Origin of the sequence: Rhizobium bangladeshense, assembly GCF_017357245.1 — a bacterium.
GTDB classification, from domain to species: Bacteria; Pseudomonadota; Alphaproteobacteria; order Rhizobiales; family Rhizobiaceae; genus Rhizobium; species Rhizobium bangladeshense.
Window position 1 is genome coordinate 2,239,998 of record NZ_CP071612.1, and the last position, 26,994, is coordinate 2,266,991.

The 26,994-nt window shown below is 61.3% G+C and carries 28 protein-coding genes; 8 read left to right on the forward strand and 20 right to left on the reverse strand.

Features of this window, described 5'->3' with window-relative positions; genetic code table 11:
* Positions 1 to 97: 97 nt before the first annotated feature.
* The gene (locus J2J98_RS10920; RefSeq protein ID WP_207601051.1) at positions 98 to 997 is read right to left on the reverse strand and encodes an alpha/beta hydrolase; all 900 of its coding nucleotides are present in this window, start codon (positions 995 to 997) and stop codon (positions 98 to 100) included.
* A 207-nt stretch (positions 998 to 1,204) separates the two neighbouring features.
* Here J2J98_RS10920 and parE point away from each other — a divergent pair, with 207 nt between their 5' ends.
* The 3 genes from parE to J2J98_RS10935 all read left to right on the forward strand — a co-directional run bounded on the left by parE (position 1,205) and on the right by J2J98_RS10935 (position 5,911).
* A complete protein-coding gene (parE, locus tag J2J98_RS10925; protein WP_064710546.1) occupies positions 1,205 to 3,274 on the forward strand; it encodes a DNA topoisomerase IV subunit B in 2,070 nt (689 codons plus the stop codon).
* A gap of 190 nt (positions 3,275 to 3,464) precedes the next feature.
* A complete protein-coding gene (locus J2J98_RS10930; RefSeq protein ID WP_138395204.1) occupies positions 3,465 to 4,592 on the forward strand; it encodes an esterase-like activity of phytase family protein in 1,128 nt (375 codons plus the stop codon).
* Positions 4,593 to 4,708: 116 nt separating this feature from the next.
* Positions 4,709 to 5,911: an AI-2E family transporter gene (locus J2J98_RS10935; protein ID WP_207601052.1), complete on the forward strand. Its 1,203-nt coding sequence runs from the start codon at positions 4,709 to 4,711 to the stop codon at positions 5,909 to 5,911.
* An 8-nt stretch (positions 5,912 to 5,919) separates the two neighbouring features.
* Here J2J98_RS10935 and J2J98_RS10940 read toward each other — a convergent pair whose 3' ends face one another.
* Positions 5,920 to 6,378: a GNAT family N-acetyltransferase gene (locus J2J98_RS10940; RefSeq protein WP_138395206.1), complete on the reverse strand. Its 459-nt coding sequence runs from the start codon at positions 6,376 to 6,378 to the stop codon at positions 5,920 to 5,922.
* 130 nt (positions 6,379 to 6,508) lie between these two features.
* Here J2J98_RS10940 and J2J98_RS10945 point away from each other — a divergent pair, with 130 nt between their 5' ends.
* Positions 6,509 to 6,928 (forward strand): hypothetical protein, encoded by a 420-nt coding sequence (locus J2J98_RS10945; RefSeq protein ID WP_064710543.1) that lies wholly within the window; start codon positions 6,509 to 6,511, stop codon positions 6,926 to 6,928.
* On the opposite strand, the gene J2J98_RS10950 is transcribed toward J2J98_RS10945, so the two are convergent.
* The 3 genes from J2J98_RS10950 to J2J98_RS10960 all read right to left on the reverse strand — a co-directional run bounded on the left by J2J98_RS10950 (position 6,929) and on the right by J2J98_RS10960 (position 9,377).
* Positions 6,929 to 8,074 (reverse strand): DUF2336 domain-containing protein, encoded by a 1,146-nt coding sequence (locus J2J98_RS10950; protein WP_138395207.1) that lies wholly within the window; start codon positions 8,072 to 8,074, stop codon positions 6,929 to 6,931. It abuts the gene before it with no gap.
* Positions 8,075 to 8,181: 107 nt separating this feature from the next.
* The gene (locus J2J98_RS10955) at positions 8,182 to 8,793 is read right to left on the reverse strand and encodes a flavin reductase family protein (protein WP_207601053.1); all 612 of its coding nucleotides are present in this window, start codon (positions 8,791 to 8,793) and stop codon (positions 8,182 to 8,184) included.
* A complete protein-coding gene (locus J2J98_RS10960; RefSeq protein ID WP_138395208.1) occupies positions 8,793 to 9,377 on the reverse strand; it encodes a nitroreductase family protein in 585 nt (194 codons plus the stop codon). Before J2J98_RS10960 ends, J2J98_RS10955 begins: the two co-directional genes overlap by 1 nt.
* A 113-nt stretch (positions 9,378 to 9,490) precedes the next feature.
* Here J2J98_RS10960 and J2J98_RS10965 point away from each other — a divergent pair, with 113 nt between their 5' ends.
* The gene (locus J2J98_RS10965) at positions 9,491 to 10,588 is read left to right on the forward strand and encodes a hypothetical protein (RefSeq protein ID WP_064713647.1); all 1,098 of its coding nucleotides are present in this window, start codon (positions 9,491 to 9,493) and stop codon (positions 10,586 to 10,588) included.
* A gap of 191 nt (positions 10,589 to 10,779) precedes the next feature.
* On the opposite strand, the gene thrS is transcribed toward J2J98_RS10965, so the two are convergent.
* The 5 genes from thrS to J2J98_RS10990 all read right to left on the reverse strand — a co-directional run bounded on the left by thrS (position 10,780) and on the right by J2J98_RS10990 (position 14,451).
* Complete coding sequence (thrS, locus tag J2J98_RS10970) at positions 10,780 to 12,786, reverse strand: threonine--tRNA ligase (RefSeq protein ID WP_138395209.1); 2,007 nt, start codon at positions 12,784 to 12,786, stop codon at positions 10,780 to 10,782.
* A 119-nt stretch (positions 12,787 to 12,905) separates the two neighbouring features.
* Entirely contained in the window at positions 12,906 to 13,433 is a 528-nt protein-coding gene (locus tag J2J98_RS10975; RefSeq protein WP_064713645.1) for a DUF1697 domain-containing protein, read from the reverse strand.
* Positions 13,430 to 13,591: a hypothetical protein gene (locus J2J98_RS10980; RefSeq protein WP_207601054.1), complete on the reverse strand. Its 162-nt coding sequence runs from the start codon at positions 13,589 to 13,591 to the stop codon at positions 13,430 to 13,432. The genes J2J98_RS10975 and J2J98_RS10980 overlap by 4 nt, the downstream gene beginning before the upstream one ends.
* A 5-nt stretch (positions 13,592 to 13,596) precedes the next feature.
* Positions 13,597 to 14,001 carry a membrane protein insertion efficiency factor YidD gene (gene yidD, locus J2J98_RS10985; protein WP_207601055.1) on the reverse strand — a complete coding sequence of 135 codons (405 nt, stop codon included), beginning with the start codon at positions 13,999 to 14,001 and terminating at the stop codon, positions 13,597 to 13,599.
* 3 nt (positions 14,002 to 14,004) lie between these two features.
* Entirely contained in the window at positions 14,005 to 14,451 is a 447-nt protein-coding gene (locus J2J98_RS10990) for an iron-sulfur cluster assembly scaffold protein (RefSeq protein WP_064710535.1), read from the reverse strand.
* Positions 14,452 to 14,761: 310 nt separating this feature from the next.
* Between J2J98_RS10990 and folE the strand changes: the two genes are divergently transcribed.
* The 3 genes from folE to J2J98_RS11005 all read left to right on the forward strand — a co-directional run bounded on the left by folE (position 14,762) and on the right by J2J98_RS11005 (position 16,933).
* Positions 14,762 to 15,376 carry a GTP cyclohydrolase I FolE gene (folE, locus tag J2J98_RS10995; RefSeq protein ID WP_207601056.1) on the forward strand — a complete coding sequence of 205 codons (615 nt, stop codon included), beginning with the start codon at positions 14,762 to 14,764 and terminating at the stop codon, positions 15,374 to 15,376.
* A gap of 25 nt (positions 15,377 to 15,401) precedes the next feature.
* Positions 15,402 to 15,854 (forward strand): phosphoribosyl-AMP cyclohydrolase, encoded by a 453-nt coding sequence (hisI, locus tag J2J98_RS11000; protein ID WP_207601057.1) that lies wholly within the window; start codon positions 15,402 to 15,404, stop codon positions 15,852 to 15,854.
* Between the two features lie 116 nt (positions 15,855 to 15,970).
* Complete coding sequence (locus J2J98_RS11005; protein ID WP_064710532.1) at positions 15,971 to 16,933, forward strand: patatin-like phospholipase family protein; 963 nt, start codon at positions 15,971 to 15,973, stop codon at positions 16,931 to 16,933.
* A 10-nt stretch (positions 16,934 to 16,943) separates the two neighbouring features.
* Here J2J98_RS11005 and J2J98_RS11010 read toward each other — a convergent pair whose 3' ends face one another.
* The 10 genes from J2J98_RS11010 to J2J98_RS11055 form a co-directional block, all read right to left on the reverse strand.
* Positions 16,944 to 17,837 (reverse strand): amidohydrolase family protein, encoded by an 894-nt coding sequence (locus tag J2J98_RS11010; protein ID WP_138395211.1) that lies wholly within the window; start codon positions 17,835 to 17,837, stop codon positions 16,944 to 16,946.
* 64 nt (positions 17,838 to 17,901) lie between these two features.
* Positions 17,902 to 18,876 (reverse strand): substrate-binding domain-containing protein, encoded by a 975-nt coding sequence (locus J2J98_RS11015; RefSeq protein ID WP_138395212.1) that lies wholly within the window; start codon positions 18,874 to 18,876, stop codon positions 17,902 to 17,904.
* A 42-nt stretch (positions 18,877 to 18,918) separates the two neighbouring features.
* On the reverse strand, positions 18,919 to 19,929 hold the full coding sequence (locus J2J98_RS11020; protein WP_138395213.1) for an ABC transporter permease: 1,011 nt from the start codon (positions 19,927 to 19,929) through the stop codon (positions 18,919 to 18,921).
* Positions 19,926 to 21,428: a sugar ABC transporter ATP-binding protein gene (locus J2J98_RS11025; protein ID WP_207601058.1), complete on the reverse strand. Its 1,503-nt coding sequence runs from the start codon at positions 21,426 to 21,428 to the stop codon at positions 19,926 to 19,928. Before J2J98_RS11025 ends, J2J98_RS11020 begins: the two co-directional genes overlap by 4 nt.
* A 10-nt stretch (positions 21,429 to 21,438) precedes the next feature.
* Positions 21,439 to 22,698: a TRAP transporter large permease subunit gene (locus J2J98_RS11030; protein ID WP_138395215.1), complete on the reverse strand. Its 1,260-nt coding sequence runs from the start codon at positions 22,696 to 22,698 to the stop codon at positions 21,439 to 21,441.
* Positions 22,695 to 23,225: a TRAP transporter small permease gene (locus tag J2J98_RS11035; protein ID WP_138395216.1), complete on the reverse strand. Its 531-nt coding sequence runs from the start codon at positions 23,223 to 23,225 to the stop codon at positions 22,695 to 22,697. The genes J2J98_RS11030 and J2J98_RS11035 overlap by 4 nt, the downstream gene beginning before the upstream one ends.
* A 25-nt stretch (positions 23,226 to 23,250) precedes the next feature.
* Positions 23,251 to 24,255, reverse strand: coding sequence for a TRAP transporter substrate-binding protein (locus tag J2J98_RS11040; RefSeq protein WP_138395217.1), 1,005 nt, complete (start codon positions 24,253 to 24,255; stop codon positions 23,251 to 23,253).
* Between the two features lie 60 nt (positions 24,256 to 24,315).
* A complete protein-coding gene (locus J2J98_RS11045) occupies positions 24,316 to 25,353 on the reverse strand; it encodes a transketolase family protein (protein WP_138395218.1) in 1,038 nt (345 codons plus the stop codon).
* Entirely contained in the window at positions 25,350 to 26,189 is an 840-nt protein-coding gene (locus J2J98_RS11050) for a transketolase (RefSeq protein WP_138395219.1), read from the reverse strand. The genes J2J98_RS11045 and J2J98_RS11050 overlap by 4 nt, the downstream gene beginning before the upstream one ends.
* Before the next feature lie 26 nt (positions 26,190 to 26,215).
* Positions 26,216 to 26,977: an SDR family NAD(P)-dependent oxidoreductase gene (locus tag J2J98_RS11055; RefSeq protein WP_138395220.1), complete on the reverse strand. Its 762-nt coding sequence runs from the start codon at positions 26,975 to 26,977 to the stop codon at positions 26,216 to 26,218.
* Positions 26,978 to 26,994: the final 17 nt, after the last annotated feature.

The window sequence follows — 26,994 nt, forward strand, 5'->3', positions numbered from 1 at the left end:
AAAAGCTTGCGGCAAAGAAAAGCATCATGCCCTTGACGTTGAGGGAATCTCGTGGTCCCGCGCATATTTTCTTCCGAAAAGACACCGGCAGCGCGCTTCAGCCGGCGAGAATCCAGTTCAGGACCCCGCGCCAGTCGATCATCCGGATCGGCGTTCCGTGATTGCCGGTCTGAAACAGCGTGAAGCGCGTTGGATATTTTGCCTTGTGCAGGCTTTCGAATAGCGCCTGCTGGTCGGCAGCTGCATAGACCGGATCACGGCTGCCATGCGCGAACCAGAGCGGCAGTTTCGCCTTGTAGAACGCGCTTCTGGTGAAATCCGGATCGGTGACGCCGCTCATGATCAACATGCCCTTCAACCGATTGACGCTCGCCTCGTCACGCGCGATGCCCCAGCAGACCTGACTGCCCATGGAGGCACACGACAGGATCACCGGCCGTTTGGGCGATTGCGCGCTGGCATAGCGGATGAGGCCCGCGATTGCGGCAACGCCGTTGCTGTCGAAGCTCCTGACCGTCGGCGAATAGTAGACGCCGCCATTGCCGGCGACGAGGTTCTTCAGCCGGTTGAAATTGCCGCCGAAGCTGTAATCATTGGCGCCGAGCCGGCGGTCGCCGTCACGGCCGTGGATGAAGATCACCGTGAAGGCGGCGTTCGCGGCCGGTCCCACCCTGGTGACATCGAGCCTTGTGCCGTCGAGGGAGAGGGTTTCGTCCGCCTGGGCTTTGCGGATGCCGAGCGCCACATATTTCTGCTGGACTCTTTTTTGCGGGATCTGGTCGCGGCCGTTGATATCGCGCATCTCGTCGTAATCGACGACCTCGAACGCGCCGTCGTCGGCCCTCTGCAGCACTGTCTGCTTCGAGAACAGATCGTCCTTGAAGGGCGCCAGCGCGTCAGCTGCCCGCGCCGGCCCGCCGGAAGACAGCAGGGCTGCGGTCAGCAAAAAGGCCGCAATTGTGGTGATAACGGTGCAATCACTTGTGGACATTCGCATGCGGATGGTTTCCTGAAGCCTGCCGCCGCTTGCCATTCCGCGCCCGGCAACGCAAATCATGTGTCAAAGCCCGCCTAACCGGCGGTGTCGCGTATAGCGGTGCTTTCTGGCAGAATCTGCCTGATTCGCAAACGTGACATGAAATGCGGTGATTTTGGGTCCGCGGCGGATGCCCGCCCAAGACAGGATGAAGATCTGAACGGCTCCATGGACGATAGCAACGACCTTTTTTCCGGACTGCCCCTTTCTGAAAAACGCGAGGAGGCCCCGAAGCCTGCGGCTGCGACCGAGCGTGTGCCGGCGGCTGCACCGCCCGTCTCTCCTCGTCCCGCCCCGGCCTCGAACGCGGATGATTACGGCGCCTCGTCGATCCGCGTTCTCGAGGGCCTCGAGCCGGTGCGCATGCGCCCAGGCATGTATATCGGCGGCACCGACGAAAAGGCGCTGCATCACCTCTTCGCCGAAGTCATCGACAACGCGATGGACGAGGCGGTCGCCGGACACGCCAATTTCATCGAAGTGTATCTCGATCTGCAGGGCTATCTGACCGTCACCGACAACGGCCGCGGCATTCCGGTCGAGAACCATCCGCAGGTGCCGGGCAAATCGACGCTCGAAGTCATCATGACCAAGCTGCATGCCGGCGGCAAATTCGACGGCAAGGCCTACGAGACATCGGGCGGCCTGCACGGCGTCGGCGTTTCGGTCGTCAACGCCCTCTCCGACTTCCTCGAGGTCGAGGTGGCGCGTAACCGCAAACTCTATCGCCAGCGTTTCTCCCGCGGCCTGCCGCAGGGCGGGCTCGAGGAACTTGGCGACGTCCACAATCGCCGTGGCACGCGCGTGCGCTTCCATCCCGATCCCCAGATATTTGGGGAGCACATGAAGTTCGATGCCGCCCGTGTCTTTCGCATGGCGCGCTCCAAGGCCTACCTCTTCGGCGGCGTCGAGATCCGCTGGAGCTGCGAGCCGGGCGTACTGCCCGAAGGGTCGGAGGTGCCTGACAAAGCCACCTTCCATTTCCCCGGCGGCCTCAAGGATTATCTCCAGGCGACGATGGGCAAGGAATTCACCGTCACCCGCGAGATCTTCGCCGGCAAGACCGAGAAGGCCAGCGGCCACGGTTCGATGGAATGGGCGATTACCTGGTACGGCGGCGACCCGCAGGTGCATTCCTATTGCAACACTATCCCGACCCCTGAAGGCGGCACGCATGAGGCCGGCCTGCGCATCGCGCTGACCAAGGGCCTGAAGGCTTATGCGGAATTGACGCAGAACAAGCGCGCCGCGCAGATCACCACCGAAGACGTGATGATCTCGGCGGTCGGCATGCTGTCGGTCTTCATCCGCGAGCCGGAATTCGTCGGCCAGACCAAGGATAAGCTTGCGACCGTCGAGGCCCAGCGTATCGTCGAGAACGCGTTGCGCGATCCCTTCGACCACTATCTCGCCGACAATCCGAACGAAGCCGCCAAACTGCTCGACTGGGTGATCGAGCGCGCCGAAGAGCGCCTGCGTCGCCGCAAGGAAAAGGAAGTCAACCGCAAGACGGCAGTGCGCAAGCTGCGCCTGCCGGGCAAGCTCGCCGATTGCTCGCAGAACACCGCCGAAGGCGCCGAACTCTTCATCGTCGAGGGTGATTCGGCAGGCGGTTCGGCCAAGCAGGCGCGTAACCGTGCCAACCAGGCGATCCTTCCACTGCGCGGCAAGATCTTGAACGTCGCCAGCGCCGGCCGTGAAAAGTTCGGCGCCAACCAGCAGCTCGCCGATCTCATCCAGGCGCTCGGTTGCGGCACACGCTCGAAATACCGTCAGGAAGATCTGCGTTACGAGCGCATCATCGTCATGACCGATGCCGATGTCGACGGCGCCCACATTGCCTCGCTGCTCATCACCTTCTTCTATCAGGAAATGCCGGAACTGGTGCGCGGCGGCCATCTCTTCCTCGCCGTGCCGCCGCTTTACAAGATCACCCAGGGGGCGAAATCCGCCTATGCTCGCGACGACAACCATCGCGCCGAGCTGATGCAGACGGAATTCAAAGGCAAGGCCAAGGTGGAGATCAGCCGCTTCAAAGGACTCGGCGAAATGATGCCCGCCCAGCTCAAGGAAACCACCATGGATCCGGCCAAGCGCACTCTGCTCAGGGTGTTGATAGACGAGGTGGATTTCGAGGGCACCCGCAGCGCCGTCGACGATCTGATGGGCACCAAACCCGAGGCCCGCTTCCGCTTCATCCAGGAGCGTGCGGCCTTCGCCGAAAACCTTGATATCTGAACAAGTCTCAGCCGCGCCGAACGATTGGATCGCTCGGCGCGCCCCTTTAGCATCTGCGATTTCACGGAACTGACGAAGAACCGTAACAACTCCGTCAAATAAGCGGCGCATGAAGCGGACTGCGCGCGACTTCCCCAGGGGATGGCGCCTAGCCGTTTCGAGCCGTTTTCAACCCTTGCCGGATTTTGCCATGACCAAGCGTTTTGCCGCGACTGCCGCTTTCGTTCTCCTGTCCAGCACCGTCACCGTCAGCGCCACCGACATCGGCGCCACCTTCACGAGCGCCTGCCCTTTCGGCGACTGCGCCGCTGGCATTTCGCTCTCCTACCTCGGTGAATTCGTCATACCCTCAGGCCAAATGGAACACGGCGTCGAGTTCGGCGGCATTTCAGGCCTTGATTTCGATGCCGCCACCGGCCACTACATCGCCATCAGCGACGACCGTTCGGACACTGCCCGCTTCTATGAACTCGACATCGATGTCGATGCGTCGGGCCTCAAGGGCGTTTCCGTCGTCAAGCACGTGACGCTGAAGGACAAGAACGCTGAGCCGTTCGCCGCCAAGACCGTCGACCCGGAATCGATCCGCCTCGGCAAGGACGGCATCTATTGGGGCAGCGAAGGCGACGCCAAGGTGTTGCTGCCGCCCTTTATCCGCGTCACTGCGCCGGACGGTTCGTTCGTGCGCGAATTCCCGTTGCCGGAGGGCTTTGCCCCAACAGCCGACAAGTTGACCGGCATCCGCGACAACCTCGCTTTCGAGGATCTCGCCGTTGCAGGCGACGTATTCGTCGGCGTCGAAGCCGCCCTCTACCAGGATGGCCCGAAGCCGTCGCTGACGACGGGCAGCCTTTCGCGGATCGTCCGTTTTGACGGGAAAACCGGCGAGCCGAAGGCACAGTATGTCTATCCGGTCTCGCCGATCCCGCAGGCCGCCGCCACGGCCGCCGCCGGCAATGACAACGGCATGTCGGAAATGCTCGCTCTCGATGATCACCGCTTGCTCGCCGTCGAGCGCAGCTATGCCGAAGGCTTCGGCAATAACATCAAGATCATGATGATGGATCTCGCTGGCGCGAGCGACATATCCGCCACCCCATCACTCGCCAAGAACGATCAGCGCGTTGTGCCTGCCCGCAAGAGCCAGCTTCTCGACCTCAGAGCAATCGGCCTCGTCCCCGACAATATCGAGGCCATGTCGCTCGGAAAGGCCAAGGACGGTACCGACGTCCTCATCCTAGGCTCCGACAATAATTTCTCGACCAGCCAGAAAACGCAATTCTACGCCTTCAAGGTTCTCCGCCGCCCGCAGCAGTAAGACTGTCATGCCCGACGGACGAACAGTTATGCTTATTATCAGCTTTCATGGTGCGGACCTTGAAACCGCCGGGTTCATGGCCCATAACCAGAGCACAAGAATAAGAAGAGGCGCGCGTGGGTGTGTTTGACCGTCAGAAAACCAATCATGAGCCGCGATGGCTTGGGTCCTCGGCGCCGACACGCACGCCGCTGATTCCGTCCATTTCAGCGGCGCGCTGGCTGCTGGTGCTGATTGTCGCCGCCGGAGTCTATTTCTTCTACGGCTTTCTGGTCCCGGTGCTTGCGGCGCTGGTCATCGGCTTTGCGAGCTGGCCACTCTATCGCAAGCTTCTGGCCCGCGTCGGCGGCAATACGACGATCGCTGCGACGATCGCTATCGTCATGATCGTCACCTTTCTGGTCATTCCGATCGGGCTTGCCGTCACCTATACGACGGGCGAGGTACGCACTTGGCTTGCCTGGGCGATTCACGCCAACCGTGCCGGCGCTTCGACGCCCGACTGGATTGGCGCGCTGCCTTTTGCAGGCCCCTATCTCGATGACCTCTGGACGAAATATATCGGCAGTCCCGGTGCTCTCGGCGAGCTCATCCAGGCGGTCAGTGGCGCTCACATCGGCAATATTTATCGCGCCGTCCTGGCAGCCGGCGGCGGTGCTTTCCACCTTCTCCTGACGCTGCTCTTCATGCTGATCGCGCTGTTCTTCGTCTATCGCGACGGCTTCTCCTTCTCCAAGCAGATCGACATGCTTGGCGAGCGCATCCTGCCGAACCGCTGGGAGCGCATTTCACGCGTCGTCCCTGCAACGATCAGCTCCACCGTCATGGGCATGACGCTGATTGCGATCGGCGAAGGCATTGTGCTTGGTGTGGCTTATTGGATCGCCGGCGTGCCGTCGCCGGTGACGCTCGGTGTGCTCACCGGCGTGATGGCGCTGATACCGGGTGGTGCGCCGCTCTCCTTCACGCTGGTTTCCATCTATCTCCTGGCGAGCGGCTCGCATGTCGCCGGCATCGCCCTTTTCGTCTGGGGCACCGTTGAGCTCTTCATCGTCGACAAGACGCTGCGGCCAAAGCTTGTCGGCGGCCCGATCAAACTGCCCTTCCTGCCGACTTTTTTCGGTCTTGTCGGCGGCGTCAAGACGATGGGCTTTCTCGGCCTCTTCATCGGTCCGGTGCTGATGGCGCTGATCGTCGCCATCTGGCGCGAATGGATCCACGAGGCCCAAAGCGCCGAGAGCAGCGAAAGTGTGCCGCAGATCATCATCGACGAGCAGGCACCGCCGTCCAAGCCGATCCCCCGCGCCGCCGAAGGCTGAAACTGCCGCTATCCCAGCTGCTTTTCCATGAACAGGCTGAGCGGATCCGGCAGATAGGTGCCGAAAGCCTCGATCTCCTGATATCCGTATTTGCGGTAGAGGGCGATCGCCTCGGGCTGGTAAATGCCAGTCTCGAGCCGGATCGCCGTCAACCGCTTTTCCCTCGCGATCGCCTCCAGCGCAATCATGAGCCCGCTGGCGATCCTTAATCCCCTGGCCTGCTGGTCCACGAACATGCGCTTGATCTCCGCCGTTCCGTCGCCGGCCTCGACCAGCGCGCAGCATCCGACAATCGCTCCCTCATTGCGGGCGACGAAGAAGCTTACCGACGGTTTCTCCAGCGAGGAGAGGTCGACCAGGTGGTTGCTCTCCGCCGGATAGAGCGACCCTGCATAGGCGTCGGAAAGATCGAGAAGGCGGATGACGCCTTCCTGGCGCGGCGGCTCCTGGGCGATAGTGACGGACATAGTGGTTTCCAGTGTTTGCGGGAGGCGCAAATTTTTGCTGACATGCCGAAGAGTTAGGGCCTTCGCCTTCTTTCGGTTGGAATTGCGCCGTCTAAGGCGATCTCACGTTCAATAGCTTAGGAGTCAGAATATGCAAGCGGTGCTCATCGCAATGACCATTCTCGGTTGCGACGATTCCGTCAGCCAATGCAGCTATGTCGCGACGGTCGACAAGCGTTGGGAAACCGTTGCCGCTTGCGATGCCGAAGCCGAACGCCGGCTGAAAGCTTTTGCCAATGTCAGCTATCCCTCGGTCATCGCAGTGTGCGAGGCGCCGAGAGCGCTTGCCGCCGCCGAACCCCCGAAACCTGCGCCTCTGCCTGCCGCCGCGGCCGACACCGTTCCTGCCGCACCCGAACAACCAACAGGCATCGCCGGCTTTGCTGAGAATATCGCCGGCCAGGTTCGCGCACACCTCCCAACGGGCAAAGACGTCAAGGAGACGCTTTCCAAACCGGTGCATTTCGTATCCGCTAGTTATTCCTGGGTGGTAACCCGGCTGAATGACTAGCTAGGCCGCAGCGAGCGCCGCGTAGACGCGGGCCGATTGTCGCTGCTCGGCGACATGAAGCTTTTCCACCATGTCGAGCAGTTCTCCGGCCGCGCTGTGCGAGCCGCCGTGATGGCGGAATTTTTCAAGAAGACGGCCGCCTACGGTGTCTAGCACGCTGCCCGGCGCCTTTCGAGCCGCCTCGCGCCATAGAAGCGTCGCTTCCACGAAGATCACGCTGATATCCCGAGGCAGGCCGGCGGACTCATAGAGGGCGCGCACGGCATGCATGCGCCCAGTCGCCAGGATCGAACGCACGCGGCGCTCGCTGCACGCTGTGAGATCGACAATCGCGGCAGCGAAGAAATCCACCTTGCCGGCGCAGAGCGCATGCATCAGGAAGGACGGCGTCAGCCGGCCGTTGAGGCGCAGATGTTCGACGAGGTCGGGTATCTCCCGCGGCGCGATATCGCCGGCGATCGAAACGATCGCTGCCTCGGTCGCCTCGCGGCTGATGCGCTGGAGCCGCTGCAGCCCGATCGCCGCCTGCACCAGCGGCAGGCCGACCAGCGCATTGCTGACATGCTGGGTGAGCAGCTGGCGGGCATCGGCCGGAAGGTCGCTGCGGTCGAGCAGCAGGTTGCGGATATCGCAGCAGTCGCCGAGCCGTTCGGCGATTCGTTTCAACGACTGGCTGGAAATGGCCGCGCCGTCGTTTTCGAGCAGGCAGAGCAGTTCTTCCTCGTCGCCGACCTCCGCAAGTGCTGCGGAGACTGGGCGCGTGACATGGGCTCTGGCCGCGATCAGCATGCGGGTCGCGCCGTTGCCGCGTGCGGCAAGATCGACGAGATCGGCATCGCTCAGAAGCGGCGAACAGGTAACGGCGTGGCAGGCGACCTCGGGTTGGTCGGCGGCAAGCGAAAGGATCAGACTGCGAGGCGCGTCGGGCGACCAGGCGATCGTCTCGGCCAGCGCAAGCCGCACACGCGGCGACGGGTCATCGAGAAGAAAGGTCATCGCCATCTCGGCTGCCGCCCGCTCCTCCCCGCTCATCTCGGATTGCAGATAGGCTCGACCCAGTGCGTTCGCGGCCCGGGCCCGATCACCGGTCTTGGCCGTTTCGATCCAACGAAGGAAAGCTTCTACGATCACGCGACGCCCCAGCACTTGAACGCGATTTCCTCGCGCTGCATTCATTGCTGTGACCGTAGCGGCAAAAGGTTTAAGATTCGTTCACCATATTTCTTAAGCCCTTGTATGCCTTACGCTCGGGACTACATTTTTGGCACCTGCGGCCGGAACATCTCGAAAACATCGCTGCCTTCGCTGTAATCCATGTAGCCCATGCGGGCCACCGGCCGGGCGATCGACATGTCCAGGCGGCCGTCTCTGACGATGGCCTCGTCGATGCGAATGCCGACTACCTCGCCGAAGACGAGTACATTTTCGGAAGGTGCGCCCGACAGCGTCTTCGGCTCGATGATTTCGGTGACCCTGCATTCGAGCACGGCATAAGCCTCGCCGACATAGGGGGCGTCGATCAGTTCGGACTGTTTCGGCGTCAGCCCTGCGAAGTCGAATTCGCTGTTGCCGTAGGGCAGTGCCGCCGACGAGAGGTTCATCTTTTCGGCGAGATCGCGGCTGACGAAATTGCAGGTGAAGACGCCGGCTTCCGCCGCATTGCGCTGGCTGTCCTTACGCCCGGCGGAAGAAAACATCACCAGCTTCGGCCGGTCAGCGACGGCATTGAAAAAGGAATAGGGAGCAAGATTGATCGAACCGTCCCTGCCCTTGCTGCCGATCCAGCCGATCGGCCGTGGCGATACGATCGCCTTGAAGGGATCATGCGCGAGTCCATGCCGATTGGTGTCCGTCGTGTAGAACATCAGTCCTCTCCGCCAACCCAGGTCACGGTATCGGCAAGCTCCGGCCGCGGCCGCTCTATCGCCGGGAACGTGGTCGAGCCGATGTGGATGAAACCTGCTACCTTTTCGCCGGAGGCGACGCCGAGCAGCGGATATGCGCGCTCATCATAGGCGAACCATTCCGTCAGCCAGTTGGCGACATAGCCGCTGGCATTGGCGGCAAGAATGACGTTGAGGCAGAGCGCGCCCGCCGACATCAGTTGCTCCCATTCCGGGATCTTGATGTGCGGCCCCGCCTTGCTGACAACGGCAACGACCACGGGCGCGCGGGTGAAGCGGGTACGCTCGACCTGGATCATCTCTTTGGAAAGATCCGGCTTTGTCTCGAGTGCCAGCTTCAGGAGCTCCTCGCCGAGCCGCGCACGCTCATCTCCGCGATAGACGATAAAACGCCACGGAGCGATCTTGCCATGATCGGGAACACGCGAGGCAAGCCGCAGGATCTCCTCGATCTCGGCCTTCTCGGGGCCTGGTTCACACATCTGGAAAGCGGGAATGGAACGGCGCACGGCGAGGTAATCGATCAGCTTGATATCGGATTTCATGCGGGAGAAACTTTCATTTTTATGCTGCTGCAAAGCGTGGGTCTTGAATTTGCCATCGCGTTGGTCTTGAAGTGGCCTTTGCGATTTCAGAAGTCAATCGGTTCACGAAACAGATGTTTGGCATTTCGCCTCTTGCACGCATCAGCCTCGCCATCGCTCTGATGGTATTGATGCCCCTCGGCGCAGGCGCGCAGGATGCCTTCAAAGAATTCAAACAGCTCGACTCGACGTCGAAGATGCCCAAGCTCAACGCCTTCATCGCGCCTGGCACCGCGCCCGAAGGGACCAAGCTGCGCGACGTCGCGATGGAAGCCAAGCTGACGGCCGACGGTACGCCTGTCGATGACGGCCTTTCCTGGTATGTCTTCAGCCCGATCGCGGGAGCCGACGGCAAGCTGCCGCTTATCGCCAGCGCCAAGGGCGGGCCCGCCGCCTTCCAGCTCGCTCCGGGCGATTATTTCGTCAATGTCTCATTCGGCCGCGCCGGCGTCACCAAAAAGCTGACCGTGCCCGCTGACGGCGAGGTCGACAAGCAGGTGATGGTCCTTGATGCCGGCGGCCTCCTGCTCAACGCCGTCTCCGGCACCGATTCCCGCATCCGCCCGGACCAGCTGAGCTTCTCGATCTATTCCTCGGAAGTGCGCGACGATGGCGAGCGTGGTCTCGTCGTGGCCGACGTCTCGCCGAACACCGTCGTGCGTCTCAATGCCGGCACCTATCACATCGTTTCCGAATATGGCAGCGTCAACGCCGTCATTCGCGCCGACATTCAGGTCGAGGCTGGCAAGCTCACGGAGGCGACCATCCAGCACCGTGCTGCGCAGATTACCTTCAAGCTGGTCTCCGAAGCCGGCGGCGAGGCGATCGCCGACACGGCGTGGTCGATCCTGACGGCAGCCGGCGACAGTGTCGGCGAAAGCGTCAGCGCCTTTCCGACCATGGTCCTTGCCGAAGGCGAATATTCCGCCGTCGCCCGTAACAAGGACAAGATCTATCAGCGCGATTTCACGGTGGTTGCCGGCCGGAATACCGACGTCGAGGTTCTGATGAAGGACCAGCAGCCGCAGCAGCCCGTGAGCGCTGCCCGCCCGGTGCAGCAGGCGCCGGCCGGCACGCCGCCCCCGCCGGGTGTCCAGCCGGCTCCGGAGGAGCCTCTGCCCTCCTACGAACAGCTCGTGCCGCAGGGCGGCGACGGCGCCAGCCTCGACTGATTTCCCGCAAACAGTTTGGCTCGACGGCACTCCCTTCGAACGATGCGGTCGGCGGCGCATCGAGAAGACGGCCGCGGAGAGACCATCGCGATCCGCCATCGGAATGAAGCCGCTCCCCGTTTGCGACGAAGATATTGCGGTTTCAGATCCCCGACAGCGCCGACCTTGGCGCTGTCGGAGCCAGGCAAATTTCAGGCCGCCTTGGCCTTCTTTGCTTCGGCCTTGCGACGGATGTCGGGCGGCGTCGCTTCGAGGGTGAGGCTCTCGACGGCGGCGTCGAGCCCCATCGAAACCTGGTCCTGGCTGCCGAGGCGGCGGATATTGACCGTGCGTTCCTCGGCCTCCTTCCTACCGCAGACGATGATCACAGGAACTTTGGTGACGGAATGCTCGCGGATCTTGTAGTTGATCTTCTCGTTGCGGAAGTCGGTCTCGACATTGAGACCCGCTTCGCGTAGCGCTTCGGCCACCTCAAGCCCGTAAGCGTCGGCTTCCGAGGTGATTGTCGCGACCACCACCTGCAGCGGTGACACCCAGAGCGGCATATGACCCGCGAAATTCTCGATCAGGATCCCAAGAAAGCGCTCCATCGAGCCGCAGATGGCGCGATGAATCATCACCGGCTGCGTCTTTTCGGAGTTGCTGTCGATGTAGAAGGCACCGAAGCGTTCGGGCAGGTTGAAGTCAACCTGCGTCGTGCCGCACTGCCATTCGCGGCCGATCGCATCCTTCAGCGTGTATTCGAACTTCGGTCCATAGAAAGCGCCCTCGCCCGGCAAGATGCCGGTCTTGATGCGGCCCTCGGACTGAGCCTCGATCGTCTTCAGCACGTCGGTCATAACGGCTTCGGCGCGGTCCCAGAGCGCGTCGGAACCGACGCGTTTTTCCGGCCGGGTCGAAAGCTTGACGACTATTTCCTTGAACCCGAAATCTTCATAGACCGAGAGGATCAGATCGTTGATCTTCAGGCATTCGGCCGCCATCTGCTCGTCGGTGCAGAAGATGTGCGCGTCGTCCTGCGTAAAACCGCGCACGCGCATCAAGCCATGCAGAGCGCCGGAAGGCTCGTAGCGGTGCACGAGGCCGAATTCGGCGAGGCGGATCGGCAGCTCACGATAGGACTTCAGGCCGTGTTTGAAGATCTGTACATGGCCAGGGCAGTTCATCGGCTTCAGCGCGAAGACGCGATTATCGGCTTCCTTGTCTTCGGGATGCGTCATCGCGTGTGCCGATTTTACGGCGAACATGTTTTCCTGGTACCAGCCCCAGTGTCCCGAGGTTTCCCACAGCGACGTGTCGAGCACCTGCGGCGCGTTGACCTCCTGGTAGTCGGCGGCCAGGCGACGGCGCATATAAGCGACGAGCGTCTGGAAGATGCGCCAGCCCTTGCCGTGCCAGAAGACGACGCCCGGGCCCTCTTCCTGGAAATGGAACAGGTCCATTTCGCGGCCGAGCTTGCGATGGTCACGCTTTTCGGCTTCGGCCAGCACGTGCAGGTAATTGTCGAGATCGGCCTGGTCGGCCCATGCCGTGCCGTAGATGCGCGACAGCATGGCGTTGTTGCTGTCGCCGCGCCAATAGGCGCCGGCAACCTTCATCAGCTTGAAAGCCGTGCCGACCTGACCGGTGGAGGCCATATGCGGGCCGCGGCAGAGGTCGAACCAGTCACCCTGATTGTAGATCTTCAGATCCTGCCCTTCGGGGATCGCATCGACGAGTTCGACCTTGTACTGCTCGCCCTTGGCGGCGAAGACTTCCTTGGCCTTCTCACGCGACCAGATCTGCTTGGTGAACGGCGCGTTGCGGGCGATAATCTCCTTCATCTTCTTTTCGATCTTCGGCAGATCGTCGGGCGTGAAGGGTTCGTTCTTGGCGAAGTCGTAATAGAAGCCGTTCTCGATGACGGGACCGATCGTCACCTGAGTGCCGGGCCAAAGTTCCTGCACCGCTTCGGCCATCACATGCGCGGCGTCATGGCGGATGAGCTCCAGCGCGCGGGGATCTTTGCGGGTAATGATCTCGATCTTGCCGTCGGTCACGGCATCGGAAAGGTCGCGCACGGCGCCATCGATCGCAATGGCGACGGCGCCCTTGGCAAGCGACTTGGAAATGGATTCTGCGACATCCCTGCCGGTCGCGCCAGCCGGGAAGCTGCGCACGGAACCATCGGGAAATGTCAGGGAAACGGATTGGGACATCGAAATTCTCCTTGTCCAGTCCCGCCAACGAATGCGGGTGGTTGAAATGAAGCGACACCAAGCAGGAGGCGCTGCCGCCTGATACTGATATTTCCGCAGGGAGTAAAGAAGCAGCCGGCTTAGATGATCATCTGCGCAAGACCGCAAACGGTGTTCCAGTTGCGCATCGTTCCGACGCCAAGCCGCTTGGTCGTCAGCGCCGACAGCAATTTAGATTGGCTCGGTTTGCCGGCGAAATCGATCCAGAGGTCGCCGCCGACAACGGCGATGCGCTGGCCTTCCACCATCAGCGGTTTCAGCGCCTCCACCTTCTCTGGATCGATTGGCAGGCGCATGACCCGGACGATGACCTGATCTCCACTGCCATCCCTGAAGGGATTGGTGCCGCAGAGCGCCATCCAGGTGCAGTCGCTGCGCACGACGATATCGACATGTTTGCCGAACTTCTCTTCGAAGCCCTCTTCCAGCGCGACCTCGAGTTCATGCGGGCGCATGTCGTCGGCTTCGAAAACGAGATTGCCTGTTGAAACCAGCGTGCGCGGCTCGCGATAGCCAAGCGCTTTGGCAAGCGCGCGCAAGTCTTCCATGATCACCCGGCGGTCGGGCGTGAGCACGATGCTGTGCAGGAGGGCGATGAAGGTACTCATGGCCAGAACTCCTCTGCTCCATAGGACAAGGTCATCAGCATCCTGTCGAAGGCTGCTTCGCAGATGTGTTTGCACACTGCTACTGCGGCGTCGCAGATATCGTCCAGGTAGGTGCCGAAATCTGCCGATGCACGTCTATATTCGCCGGGCATCGTCATCGCGCTCACCCTCTCTTGCGTCCGAGGGACAGATAGCGCCACGGCGTCCACCAACGGAAGCTGTCGCCGAGCATTTCCGGAACCGGGTCGAGCCCGCTGGTGCCGCCGGGGCCGCAACGGCCGACGCGAAACAGCGTCATCCAGCCGCCGGCCCATAATCCGTGGCGGGCAATCGACTCGTAGCCATATTCCGAGCAGGTCGGGATATGGCGGCAGGAATTGCCGACAAAGCTGGAAAGCGTCAGCTGATAGAGGCGGATAAGGCCCATGCCGAGCAGACGATCAGGGGTTTTGCGGAACGGCCCGGTGTAGTTGCGGGAATAGCGTGCAGTCTTTGCGTGCGGCCGTCTCGATGCGGCCGCACCGCCATCGTCCTCATCGTCAGCCTGCTGGACGCAGAACTCGCACATATCTTACGCCTCGACAACTTCCGCCCGTTTGGCCTCGATCTGCCCGATCGCATCGACCACCGCATCGAAGGTCAGCATCGTCGAGGCATGGCGGGCCTTGTAGTCCCGCACGGGCAGGAGATAGCGCATGTCTTCGAACCGACCGCCAGGCCCTGCCCCGTCCGCCTTCAACATGGCGAGCATGTCCAGGCGCGCCTGCCGCAATTCGCCCGATGTCGCGCCGACGATATGGCGGGCCATGATCGAGGACGAGGCTTGGCCGAGTGCGCAGGCCTTCACGTCATGGGAAAAACCGGTCACGACATCGCCATCCATTTTCAGCCAGATCCGCACCTTGGAGCCGCAAAGCCTGGAGTGCGCCTGGGCGGTCGCATCGGCATCATCAAGCGTCCCGGTCAACGGAATATTGCCGGCGAATTCGAGGATTTTGCTGTTGTAGATGTCGTCCATGCTGGATTTCCGCTCCAAAGTCGCCGCGGATCGGCCTAAATCGGGCTGTGATTGTCGTTGAAACAAAAAACACACCGTGTCGTCTGAGGATACTTACATACCATGGCTGTCTTCCTATATGTATGTCGTTCGGAGGCCATGAAAATGCAATGGCCTTGTGTAAGTTTGATTGGGAAACCGTGCCGGATGGGCGTTTGAATCTGCCCTGAAAGCCCCGGAGCCTGCCAAAGGTGCATGAATTCCCGCATGGGACTGACCAGTGGCGATTCCGACAGATGGGTCCGCGACGCGGGCCAGGAGACCATTGATCATGGACGCCATCGTAAAGAACTTTCCGCAGCCGAACCGTGACTCGGACCGCCCCTCCCAGCAGGAGGCGGAGGAAGCCGTTCGCGTTCTGCTGCGCTGGGCTGGTGACGATCCGACGCGCGAAGGCCTCATCGAGACGCCGGCCCGCGTCGCCAAAGCTTACCGCGAGCTTTTTGCAGGCTACGACATGGCGCCGGAGGACGTGCTTGGCCGTACTTTCGAGGAAGTGGCCGGCTACGACGACATGGTCCTTGTCAAGGATATTCCCTTCTACTCGCATTGCGAGCATCATATGGTGCCGATCATCGGCAAGGCCCATGTCGCCTACATGCCGGACGGACGTGTGCTCGGCCTGTCGAAGATTGCCCGTGTCGTCGAAATCTACGGGCGACGCCTGCAGACGCAGGAAACGATGACTGCCCAGATAGCCCGGGCCATCGATGACACGCTGCAACCGCGCGGTGTTGCCGTGATGATCGAAGCCGAACATATGTGCATGGCGATGCGCGGCGTTCAGAAGCAGGGTTCGACAACGTTGACCACCACCTTTACCGGAACGTTCAAGACCGAAGCGGCCGATCAGGCCCGCTTCATGAGTATGGTGCGGAGCCGCTGATACCGGCTCCCGCAGGAGGGCCGCGATGAGTCAACTGATCTTCAACCAACCATCCGAGGACAAGTCGGCGTTGGAAGACGCTGGCGATTTCACGCCGCGTTTCGACGATCGAGGCCTGATCACAGCGATCGTGACCGACGCTCGCGATGGCGAACTGCTGATGGTGGCGCATATGAATGCCCAAGCCTTGGCGCTGACCATCCAGACGGGCACGGCCCACTATTTCAGCCGGTCGCGTGGCAAGATCTGGAAGAAGGGCGAGACCTCGGGCAACCTTCAGACGGTGAAGGAAATTCGCACTGACTGCGATCAGGACGCCATTTGGCTGAAGGTCGAGGTCGCCGGCCATGACGCCACCTGCCACACCGGCCGCCGTTCCTGCTTCTATCGAACGGTGACGCTGCGCGACGGAAAGCCGATGCTAGACATCGTCGACGACGAGCGTCATTTCGATCCGCAGGACATATACGGAAAATAGACCGACCTCCCCGGAATTTGCCCCTTATTGTGCCAGAAACCGGTTCTATATACCATTTGACAACGGATCGAGCACACTATCGTGACATACGTGTTCTGCTGGGAGGGGAGAGCGCAATGCTGAACTGGACTCTGCACCGTCAAAGCGCTGAAGGCCAAGGTTCCGGTTCCGGCATGTCGACGATACTCGAGACAATCCCTGCGCCCGCGCCTGTCAAGAGACTGAAGATTGCGCTCGCGCTAGGTGGCGGAGCGGCCCGCGGCTGGGCCCATATCGGCGTCTTGCGCGCCCTTGACGAGGCCGGAATCGAGATCGGCATGATTGCCGGCACATCGATCGGCGCGCTGGTCGGAGGCTGCTATCTCGCCGGCAAGCTCGATGAACTCGAAAGCTTCGCGCGCTCGCTGACCATGCGCCGCATTGCCAGTCTGCTCGATCTGACCATCGGTGGCAGCGGCCTGTTCGGCGGTATGCGGCTGACCAAGCGCATGCAGGAGCATCTCGAAGGCCTGAACGTCGAGGATCTGGATCGGCCGTTCGTCGCGGTCGCGGCCGAGGTCAATACCGGCCACGAGGTGTGGATCGCCAATGGTTCGCTGATCACGGCGCTGCGCGCCTCCTATGCCCTGCCCGGCATCTTCGAGCCGGTGCGCAGCAATCACCGCACGCTGGTCGACGGCGCCCTGGTCAACCCGGTTCCTGTCTCGGTCTGCCGCGCCTATGAGCAGCCGCTGGTCGTCGCCGTCAATCTCAATTACGATCTCTATGGCCGCTCGGCTGTGGTCCGGCACAACGCCAGCCTCTCGCAGCAGGAATTGCAGAAACAGGAAGAGGCGCCCTATGCCCGCCTCGGCATGACCGGTGTCATGGTGCAGGCTTTCAACATCATCCAGGATCGGATTGCCCGCGCCCGCCTTGCCGGCGATCCGCCCGACATCTCGTTGCAGCCGCGCCTCAGCTATATCGGCCTTTCAGAATTCCACCGGGCCGGCGAGGCGATCGAACGCGGTTACGAGGAAGCCAGAGCCAGGCTCCCCGAGATCAAGCGCATGCAGGAAGTCTACGCCAGCACCCCGTGAAGCCTCTGAATCAAATCCTGTACAGGCGCGCTGCGTTGTCATGGAAAAGGGCAAGCTGCTCGTCGCCGGAATACTCCGCCGCTATCGCCTTGAATCCGCCCATGATTTTGTCGTAGCTGCCGAACAGCTTGTCCACCGGGAAGTTCGAAGCGAACATGCATCTTTCGATGCCGAAGGCTGCAAGCGCCTCCTCGACATAGGGCCTGATGCTTTCCACGGACCAGGTCCAGTCGCCCATGCCCAGGCCGGAGATCTTGCAAGCAACATTGGGTACCTGCGCGAGAACGCGCATTCCTCTGCGCCATCCCTCGAAATGGCTCGGGCCGTCAACCTGCATGCCCGTATGGTTGAGGATGATCTGCACGTCCGGAAAGTCACGGGCAAGGTCGACAAATTCCTCCATCTGCCAATAGTAGAGCTGGAGGTCGAAGCTAAGGCCCCTGCGGGCGAGTTCTTTGAAGCCTCGGCGCCATTCCGGTGTCCGACTGACTCCAGGCTCCGTCAGATAGGTCTTCGCGGGATCCTGGTGGAAGTTCATCGATTGCCGAATGCCGCGGAAGTTCGCGTAGGACATGTGCTCGTCAAGGAGGTCGCCGACGTCAGGCTTGCGAAGATCGGCATATCCGACGATGCCATGAGGAAACCCGTGCTTGTCGGCAACGCCCTGCAGCCATCGTGTTTCGCCGGCCGGATCCTTCGGATCGTACCCAACGTCGAGATGGACCGCCTTTACGAGGTTCTGATTCTTCGCGTCCGCGAGAAAGTCTTCGATGACGTAAGTCTTGTTGATCGCCGTGTAGTCGCCGAAGGCGGAGGGTTTCACACCGTCCGACAGCCACGGATAGTAGTTGTTGTCGAGATCCCACAGATGAAAATGCGGATCGATGATCGGGAGATCTTTCATACCTGCTGCCCTTCAAAAGACGAGGGAAGAGGACGCCGACCAGAAACACCGGCGTCCGTCCGCCTTAGTTGGCCGGGAATACGCGTGCGATAACGGCCTTCGCTTCCGGGGTGTCGACTTTATCCGCGGTCACGAGCGGCATGACGAGAGCGAGGTCTTTCTTCACCGACGCGCCGGTTATCGCGTTGAAGACCTGCTGGGTTCCGTCAATTCCCTGACCGACGGCTTCCTGGAAGAATATGCCCTGGATCGCGTTCGACTTGAGCAGCGAGATCGTGGTCGGGCTGCCGTCTGCGACAGCGATGCCGATCTTGCCAGTGAGACCGCGCGTCTGCAGTACCTTCGCGGCGCCCGTCCCGGCCTCATCGTACATGCCGTAAATGGCCTTGATGTCGGGATGGGCGGTGAGCATGTCGTTGGCCTGCGTTACCGCCTCATTGACGGTGAGCCCCCTGGTTTCCAGCATTTGCGCCAGGTCGCATCCGTTTGCCTTGAATGCCTCTTCCGCACCCTTCAGATATTTCTGGGCGTTCTCGCGATCCTGCGGCAATGAGAGCATGCCGACCTGATTGCCGCCACGGTCCTTCGCAAGCTTGCAGACGAACTCGCCCTGTGCCTTGCCTGTCTCGTAATTGTTCGCGGTTACGGACGACGTGTAATCGGTCTGGCCGGGCTGAGGGCCGATGCCGGCAAAAGCGATCGGAATGTTCTGCGATTTCAAATAGGCGAGAAGCGGCGGCGTGCTGGTCGAGCTGACGGGGCCGATCACAATGGCATCAACGCCCTTGGTGACAGCGGTACGGGCGTTGTCCATTTGTTTTGCCGGCGAGTTCTCCGAAGTGTACTCGACGTAGTCCATGCCGAGTTCCTTGGCCTTCTCCTTCACGCCGTAGCCGACCCATTGCCAGTAGGAGATGTCAAGCGACGGCGCCAAGTACGCCACGGTCTTCTTGTCCTGAGCTTGGGCGGCAGCAGCGAGTGAAAGGGTGGCCAAAGCAACGCCTGTAAACAACCCAATAGCGCGTGTTCTGATTTTCATTTTCATTCCTCCTCCAAAAGACCGGCTTAGGCCGGGTTGATGTCAAACGGCCCCCCGCCGCGACTTGCTGAAGCGGTCGATAAGGACCGCGATGAGAATGGCGGCGCCGGTGACCGACCCCTGCCAGAAGCTGTTGATTCCTATGAGGTTGACGCCGTTCTGAATCACCGTGATCATCAGGGCGCCAAGCACGGCGCCGACGGCAGTCCCCGTTCCGCCCAGGAGGCTAGCCCCGCCGATAACGACCGCGGCGATCGCCTGAAGCATCAGGCTGGATCCGGCCGTGGATTCAGCATTGAGAATGTATGAGATCGTCAGCAGGCCAGAGAACGACGCAAGCAGCGATGAGGCGACATAGGCCATGAACTTCGTACGTTTGACCGGAATCCCGAGCAGGTAAGCCGCCGTCGAGCTGCTGCCGACCGCATAGAACCAGCGACCGGCGACCATCTTCTTGAGGAAGAGTTCCATCGCGATCAGAAGGACAATGCAAAACAGGATGTAGTTCGGCACGCCCGGTATCAAATTGCCACTGTTAAGCAGCCAGAAGTCCGGATCGCCGATCGGCATGGAGCGTCCGTTCGTCACGATGAATGCCAGCGATCCTGCGACGGCGAAAGTGATCAGGGTTACGACGAAAGGAGCAAGACCGGCGATCGTGACAAGGAAGCCGTTGATCGATCCGAAAAGTAACCCGACGCAGAGACCGACAAAGCTCGCAGATACGCCGCCGAACCCATAGGCCATCGCCTGCGCCGTGACCATCCCGGTCAGTGAGAAGACCGATCCGACGGACAGGTCGATTCCGCCCGTGACGACGACCAGAAGCACGCCGAGCGACATGATAATGAGCGGAGCACCGGCCTGGGTGATGTTGGCGAAGTTACCCCACGTCAGCGCCTGGGGGACCTGAGAGCCGACAGCAAGCGCAAGGAGTACGATAGCCAGAGCGATGGCAATCTCGGTCCGGTATGCGCCAACGAGACTTTCCCTGCGCTTGATCTCGGGCGTCGAAGCCTCCGCCGGTGCTGTCTGTGTCTGGGTCGTAGTCATGCGGCCATTCCAGTCAAACTTACGAGTTTCTCTTCGCTGAAGTCGTTCTGCTCCAGGACGCCCGCACACCGTCCCTCGGTGTCGAAGGCTATGACGCGGTCGCAGACCTCCAGCAGTTCTGCATTTTCGGTCGACCACCAGACGATCACCGTACCCGAGGCCGCCATCTGTCTGATGAGCTGGTAGATCTCCCGCTTGGTCCCGATGTCGACGCCCCTGGTCGGCTCCTCGAGGACGAGCAGCCGGGACGGCACGCCCAGCCACCGGGCGAGCAACAGCTTCTGCTGCGTCCCGCCGCTCAGCGTGTTAGGCAAATCCCAGATGGAAGCCGCCTTGACCTTGAGTGCCTTCAACAGATCAAGGCACTCGGCTCCTTCAGAGCTGCCGGCAATCGCGGCGCCTCGGATCACGCGTCGGGAAGCCATGACGTTGTCTATGATCGGAAGACTGTGAAGAACCCCCTTGTGAGCACGGTCTCCTGTCACGAACCCAGCCCCCAGGCGTGCGGCGGTTCGCGGCGACCCGAACTGATCCGGCCATGCCGCGCGCGCGACGGTCCAGCGCTTCTTGCGGGCGGCGCCCGTCAATCCTTCGATAAGGGTCGCAGGCCCGGCCGATGCGCCCGCCACGCCCAGAACAGTCCCCGGAAGCAGTTCGAGCTTGAAACCGGGTTCCTTGATAGTGAGCGTGTTCCTCTCGGCGGAAGCACCGGGCCGGAGCGTGGTCGGGGGCGCGCGTTCCGCCGCAAGGGAGCCGGCCACCTGCCCCATTTTTTCAATGATGTCGGCGTCCGTCAGCTCCTCCATCGCCTGCCGATCGAGGACGGTTCGGCCGTCGCGGATGATTGTGCAGACGTTTGCGATCTGCCGGATCTCCTTCATCCGGTGGGAGACGAACACGACTGACAGATCGTTATCGCGGGTAAGCCGCCTCAGGACGGCAAACAACCTCTCGGTTTCCACAGCGGTGAGATTGGCAGTCGGCTCGTCGAGAAGGATCAACTCCGCACCCGACGAAAGAGCCCTGGCAATTTCGACCATCTGACCTTCGTGCAGACTGAGGCTGCCCACCAGCTTGTGCACGGACTTAGCAGCGAAGTCCTGGTCGATCATCCGCAACGCGTCGAACGCCTGTTCCGCCGCGGCCCGGCGCCGGAACAGCCCGGAAGCCTTCCTGTGACGCGGCAGCGCGATGTTCTCGGCGACAGTCAGATGCGGCAGGAGCGCAAGTTCCTGGTGCACGACAGCGACCTTTCCCCTGCCCTCGGTCTCGCTTCGCTCCCTTCCATCGCTGTCGAAAAAGCGGATGTCTCCATCGTTCTTCGACGACGCGCCTGTGATGATCCTGATCATCGTCGACTTGCCGGCGCCGTTTCCGCCGAGCAAGGCATGAACCTCTCCGCGCGCGACCGAGAGGTCGACACCTTTAAGAACGGATGTCGCGCCGTAGGACTTCGTGAGCCCCCGGACTGTGATTACATTTCTTGGAGTATCGCTCATCGCTCGCCCCTTAGTAGATCGTCAGCGCGGGCACGAAGCTGATCGCGAGCAGGAGAAGCATTGCCATCCCGAAATACGGCCAGAGTTCGCTGGTCGTCGTCCCGAGCGGTGCCTTCGCGATGGACGATGAGATGAACAGCGTCGTGCCGATCGGCGGCGTGTACAGTCCGATCCCGAGGTTGATCACCATCATGAGCCCGAGCTGGACGCGGTCCAGACCGATGGAGTCAGCGAGAGGGACGAAGATCGGTCCCAGCAACAGGATAGCCGGTGGCATGTCGAGCGGCATGCCGACGACCAGCATGATGACGTTCATCATGAGAATGATGACGATTGGGCTGGAGATGTGGGCGGAAACCCATTCGGCCATTTGCTGCGGGGCCTGATCGAACGTCAGCACCCAGCCGACCGCCGCGCTACCCATGATCACCAGCATCACGACGCCCGTCGCGACGCCAGCCTCGACCATGTTCTCGCAAAAGCGCTTCCAGGTGAGATCTCGGTAGAACAGGATGCTGAGCAGCAGCGAGTAGCCCACCGAGAGGACCGAGACCTCCGTCGGCGTCGCGAAACCGAATCGCAGCAGCACGATAATGACGATCGGAAGCAGGATCGCGGGGAAACTTCGAAGCGCCAGGCTGGCAAGCTCCCGCTTGCGCACCTTCACAGCCTGCGCCTCGTATCCACGTCTGACCGAGATAAACCAGCAGACGAACACAAAGCTCGCAGCCATGATCAGACCCGGAATGACGCCCGATATGAACAGGTCGCCGACGCTGACGCCGCTTATCAGGGCATAAAGGATCATTGGGATAGACGGCGGAATGAGGACATCGATCACGGCCGACGTCGCATTGTTTGCAGCGCAGAGCGCCGGCGGAAACCCGTGCCTCTTCTGCCATGGGATCAGCACCGAGCCGAGTGCGCTTGCATTCGCCACCGCCGAACCGGACACGCCGCCGAAGACAACCGAGGATACGACCGTGGTCGAAAGCGGCCCACCCCGCCAACGCTGCATCGCACGGGATGCAAGCTCCAGGAGCTGACGCCCGAGCTCACCACCGAGCATGAGCGTACCCGCGAGCATGAAGAAGGGAAGCGCCAGCATCGGGAAGGACTGAGTCTGGTCATAGACCTGCTGGGCGACCACCGACAAGGGAACGTATCCGTTGAATAGCACCCCGAGTCCGGCTGCGATAATGAGCGCGTAACCCACCGGAACGGCAAGGACCATGAGAATGCAGAAGGAAAAGATCATCACAAGGGTCATAGCGCCATATCCTCGGTCTTGATTTCGAGGCGATGGTTCCAGCCCAGACGCAGAACGCGGGCGGTCGCGGCGATGGTGACGGTGGACACGAGCACGGCGCCGATCGAAAGCGAGTAGTATCCGATGCTGTTCGGAAGCTGAAGGACGGGACTGTGCTCGGCGCCGGCAATCTCGGCAACCACCGTCGCCTGATATGCCAGGACAAGGAACGCGGCGACGCTGATCGTATTCGCCACGACCAGGGCCGTCGTCCGGGGCTTCCCGTCAAGCTTGTCGTAAAGCCACTCCACGGCCATGTGCCCGCCGGCATGGGCTGCGATCACAATCCCGGCGATGACGAACCATGGAAACATCAGCATCGGCAGCTCCTGCGCGAATGACAGCCCCCCGCTTGCCGAGACGTATCGGACGGCCACATTCGCCGCCGTGACCATCGTCAGTCCAATGCCGCTAACGATGATAACCAGTCGGGCGAATACGACTATGATGCCGGCGACCAGATCGACGGCGGAATAAAACCTGCTCATGAGGCCTCCGGATCGTAAGAGGGACTCAGCCCCTCGCTGCGGTTTCCACCTGGGCGACGAAATCGCCGAAGGACTTCTTCTTCCAGATGTCCGCAACGGAAGCGGTCGCCTTAACGAATGCATCGTGGTTGACTTCGACGACCTCTACGGCGGAGTTCTTCTTGAAGTTCTCGAGAACTTCCGCAGCCTTGTCCCTCGAGAGCTGCCGCTGGAGCTCGCCGGCTTCCTTGGCCGCAGCGCTGACGGCCTCGAGATCGGGGCCAAGACGGGCCTTCGCAATGTTCGACATGAGGAAGGGCGTGGATTCCCATTTATGCGCGGTCAGACTGATATATTTGTTGACTTCGTGCAGCTTCGAGCTCTCAATGTTTGCGAGAGGGTTCTCCTGCCCATCCACTACGCCCTGCTGAAGAGCGATGTAGAGTTCGCTGAATGCGATCTGTTCAGTACCAGCTCCGAGCGCCTGGAAGATGTCGATCGTCATGGGATCGGCCGGGGTGCGGATCTTCAAACCGCTCAGATCTTCCGGCGAGGCGACCTTCCGCTTCGAATTCGTGAGATGACGGATGCCGTTATCCCACCAGTCCAGGGGCACGACGCCGACCGCCTCAAACCGCTTGTTGAGTTCGGCTCCAACCCGCCCATTGAGGACTGCCATCGCCTTATCGGTGTTTTCGAACAGAAAAGGCAGGCCGAGTGCATTCAGCTCCGGAACAATCGCGGATGTGGCGCCCTGACTGTTGGCGGTGAAATCGAGGCCCCCCGTCCTCAGGCTGGTCAGCATGGCCGAGTCGTTGCCCAGTGTTTCGGCGCCAGCGACATTGATTTGAACGCGGCCATCGGTTTTCTGTTTGACGAGTTCCGCAAATTTTGCGGCGGCGACCGTTCTCGGATTGCCAGGTGCTGCACCATGACCGAGCGTCAGCGTGGTGGCGGCGTTGGCGGATCGGCTTGAGAGCAGGATCGCCGGGGCCGCGAGCGCGGCAGCCGCGGTCGCCAGGAATGATCTTCTATTTATCTGCAAGCTCATATCCATCCTCCAAAACAAGCTTGTTAAACCGGCCGGCATCTCCTCAACCGGCCGACGTCGTCAGATCGAGAGCCAGGCTTTGACCGCCTCCGTCACCCTGAGGGTCGACAACCCGTACTGATCGTGGAGCGTCGGCAAGGCGCCGGCCTCAAGGAATGCGTCGGGCAAGCCGATCTGACGGAACGCCGAGGGTCTGACGCCCTCACGCATCAGCGTTCCGGCCACTGCCTCTCCGAGACCGCCGATGACAGTGTGATTTTCCGCAACGACCACAAGCCGTTCGCCCTTCTGGCATTCGGCTACGATGGTTGGCTCGTCGAGTGGCTTTATGGTCGGAACGTGAAGGACCGCCGCGTCGACACCGTCCTTCCGTAGCTGCTTGGCGGCTTCAAGGGCCCGCATCGTCATCAGACCGGAAGAAATAATGAGAGTGTCCCTGCCGTCGCGGAGAAGTTTCGCCTGTCCGAGTTCGAACTTGTAGCCGTACTCTTCGAGAACGAGCGGAACGTTGCCGCGCAGCAGCCGCATATAGACCGGGCCCCGATGAGCGGCGATTGCGGGAACCGCCTGCTCGATCTCGCTGGCGTCGCATGGATCGATGATCGTTAGGTTCGGCATCCCCCGGAACATCGCGAGGTCCTCCGTGGCTTGGTGGCTGGGACCGTATCCCGTCGTCAGGCCCGGGAGGGCGCAGACGATCTTGACGTCGAGCATCTCCTCGGCGATCGCGAGGCATATGAAGTCGTAGGCGCGGCGGGACGCGAACACGGCGTATGTCGTGACCCATGGCTGGAAGCCTTCGCGCGCCATGCCCGCGGCAGACATCATAAGTAGCTGTTCCGCCATCCCCATTTGGTAGAAGCGGTCCGGATGTGCAGCGCGGAACACATGGAGATCCGTATATTTCGCCAGGTCCGCAGACATGCCGACGATCCGGTCGTCCTTTTGGGCCAGAGCTGCCAGAGCATTGCCGAAAGGCGCCGGCCGCGTTGGCTGGTCGGGACCGGCAATGGATGCGATCATCGCCGAGGTTGTCAGCCGAGGCTTGTCGCTGCTGGCGCCGAGGTGTGCCGGTCGGATATATTTCGAACGTCTCATGCTTCCACCCCCCCGTCGATGATTTTGAGCGCGTCCGCCCACTCGTGGGGTTCCACGCGAAGGAAGTGGTTACGGTCGCGTGCTTCCAGGAACGGCACTCCCTTCGCCATCTTCGTGTCGCATATGATGATGCGCGGCTTCGCTTCCTCATACTGCCGGGCTGCGTCGAATGCCTTCACGAGCGCATCGATGTCATTGCCATCCACCCGCTGGACGAACCAGCCGAAGGCGTCGAACTTGGGTGCAAGCGGCTCGAAGTTGAGCACACCGATCGATGGGCCGTCTGCTTGCATCTGGTTGACGTCCACTATGCCGATCAGATTGTCGAGTTTGTAGGAGCCGGCAGACATCGCCGCCTCCCATGTCGAACCCTCGTCGAGTTCGCCGTCGGAGAACAGGTTGTAGATGAAGGAGGACGATTTCTTCCGCTTCAGGGCAAGCGCCATTCCAACGGCAATGCCGAGGCCATGACCGAGCGATCCGCCCGTTATCTCCATGCCGGGCGTATAGGCAGCCATTCCAGACATCGGAAGGCGGCTGTCGTCTGTGCCATAAGTTTCCAATTCGTCTTCCGGAATGATCTTGGCTTCTATCAGCGCGGCATAGAGAGCGATGGCATAGTGCCCGATCGACAGGAGGAAGCGGTCCCGCCCCTCCCATTCCGGATCGTCCGGGCGGTAGTTCGTGGCGTGAAAGTACGAAACGGCGAGGACGTCGGCGACGCCAAGTGCCTGTGCGATGTAGCCTTGCCCTTGGACTTCGCCCATCCGAAGCGCGTGACGCCGGATGCGGCGAGCGCGCTCGGTGAGGCTGATATTGTGACCGATCTGACTCATGCTCGGATGTATCTCCTGATTGGATTTCAGTGGATCAGCATGCCGCCGTTGACATCGATCACAGCGCCCGTGACGTACGCCGACAGATCCGAGGCGAGGAATAGGTAAATGTTTGCGACGTCGGCTGCGTCGCCGAGCCGACTTAACGGGATCCCCTTGATGATGTCGGCGCGCATCTGTTCGGTAAGCTTGCCTCCGGTGATATCCGTTTGAATGAGACCTGGCGTCACCGAGTTGACGCGAATACCGGCGGGGCCAAATTCTCGCGCCATTGCCTTGGCGAGACCAAGCACGCCTGCCTTGGCTGCGGAATAGTGAGGGCCTCCAAAGATGCCTCCACCCCGCTGCGCCGAGACCGAAGACATGCAGGCGATCGATCCGCCTCCATTATCGCGCATGTATGGAATGAAGGCCTGGCTGAGGAACAGCACGCCGGTCATGTTGACGGCTACGATCCGCTGCCAGTCGACTTCGGTGATATCGAGCGTTGTGACAGGCTGCGTGATGCCGGCGTTGTTGATCAAGGCATTCACCGCGCCGAAGGATTCGATCACCTTGGATGCGGCCTCCTGGCAGGAGCCCTTGTCGGCGACATCGCAGCGGAATCCTAAATGTGCGCCGACGTCCACGCCTGGCAACACCGCCGCGGCTGCCGCTGCGGCATCAGCATCAATATCGAGGATGGCAACACGGGCGCCATGTTCCGCAAAAAGCTGTGCGGTCGCACGGCCGATGCCGCGCTTGCTCGCCGCGCCGGAAATGACCGCGGTCTTCCCTTTCAAAAGCATGTAATCTCCTCCCGATG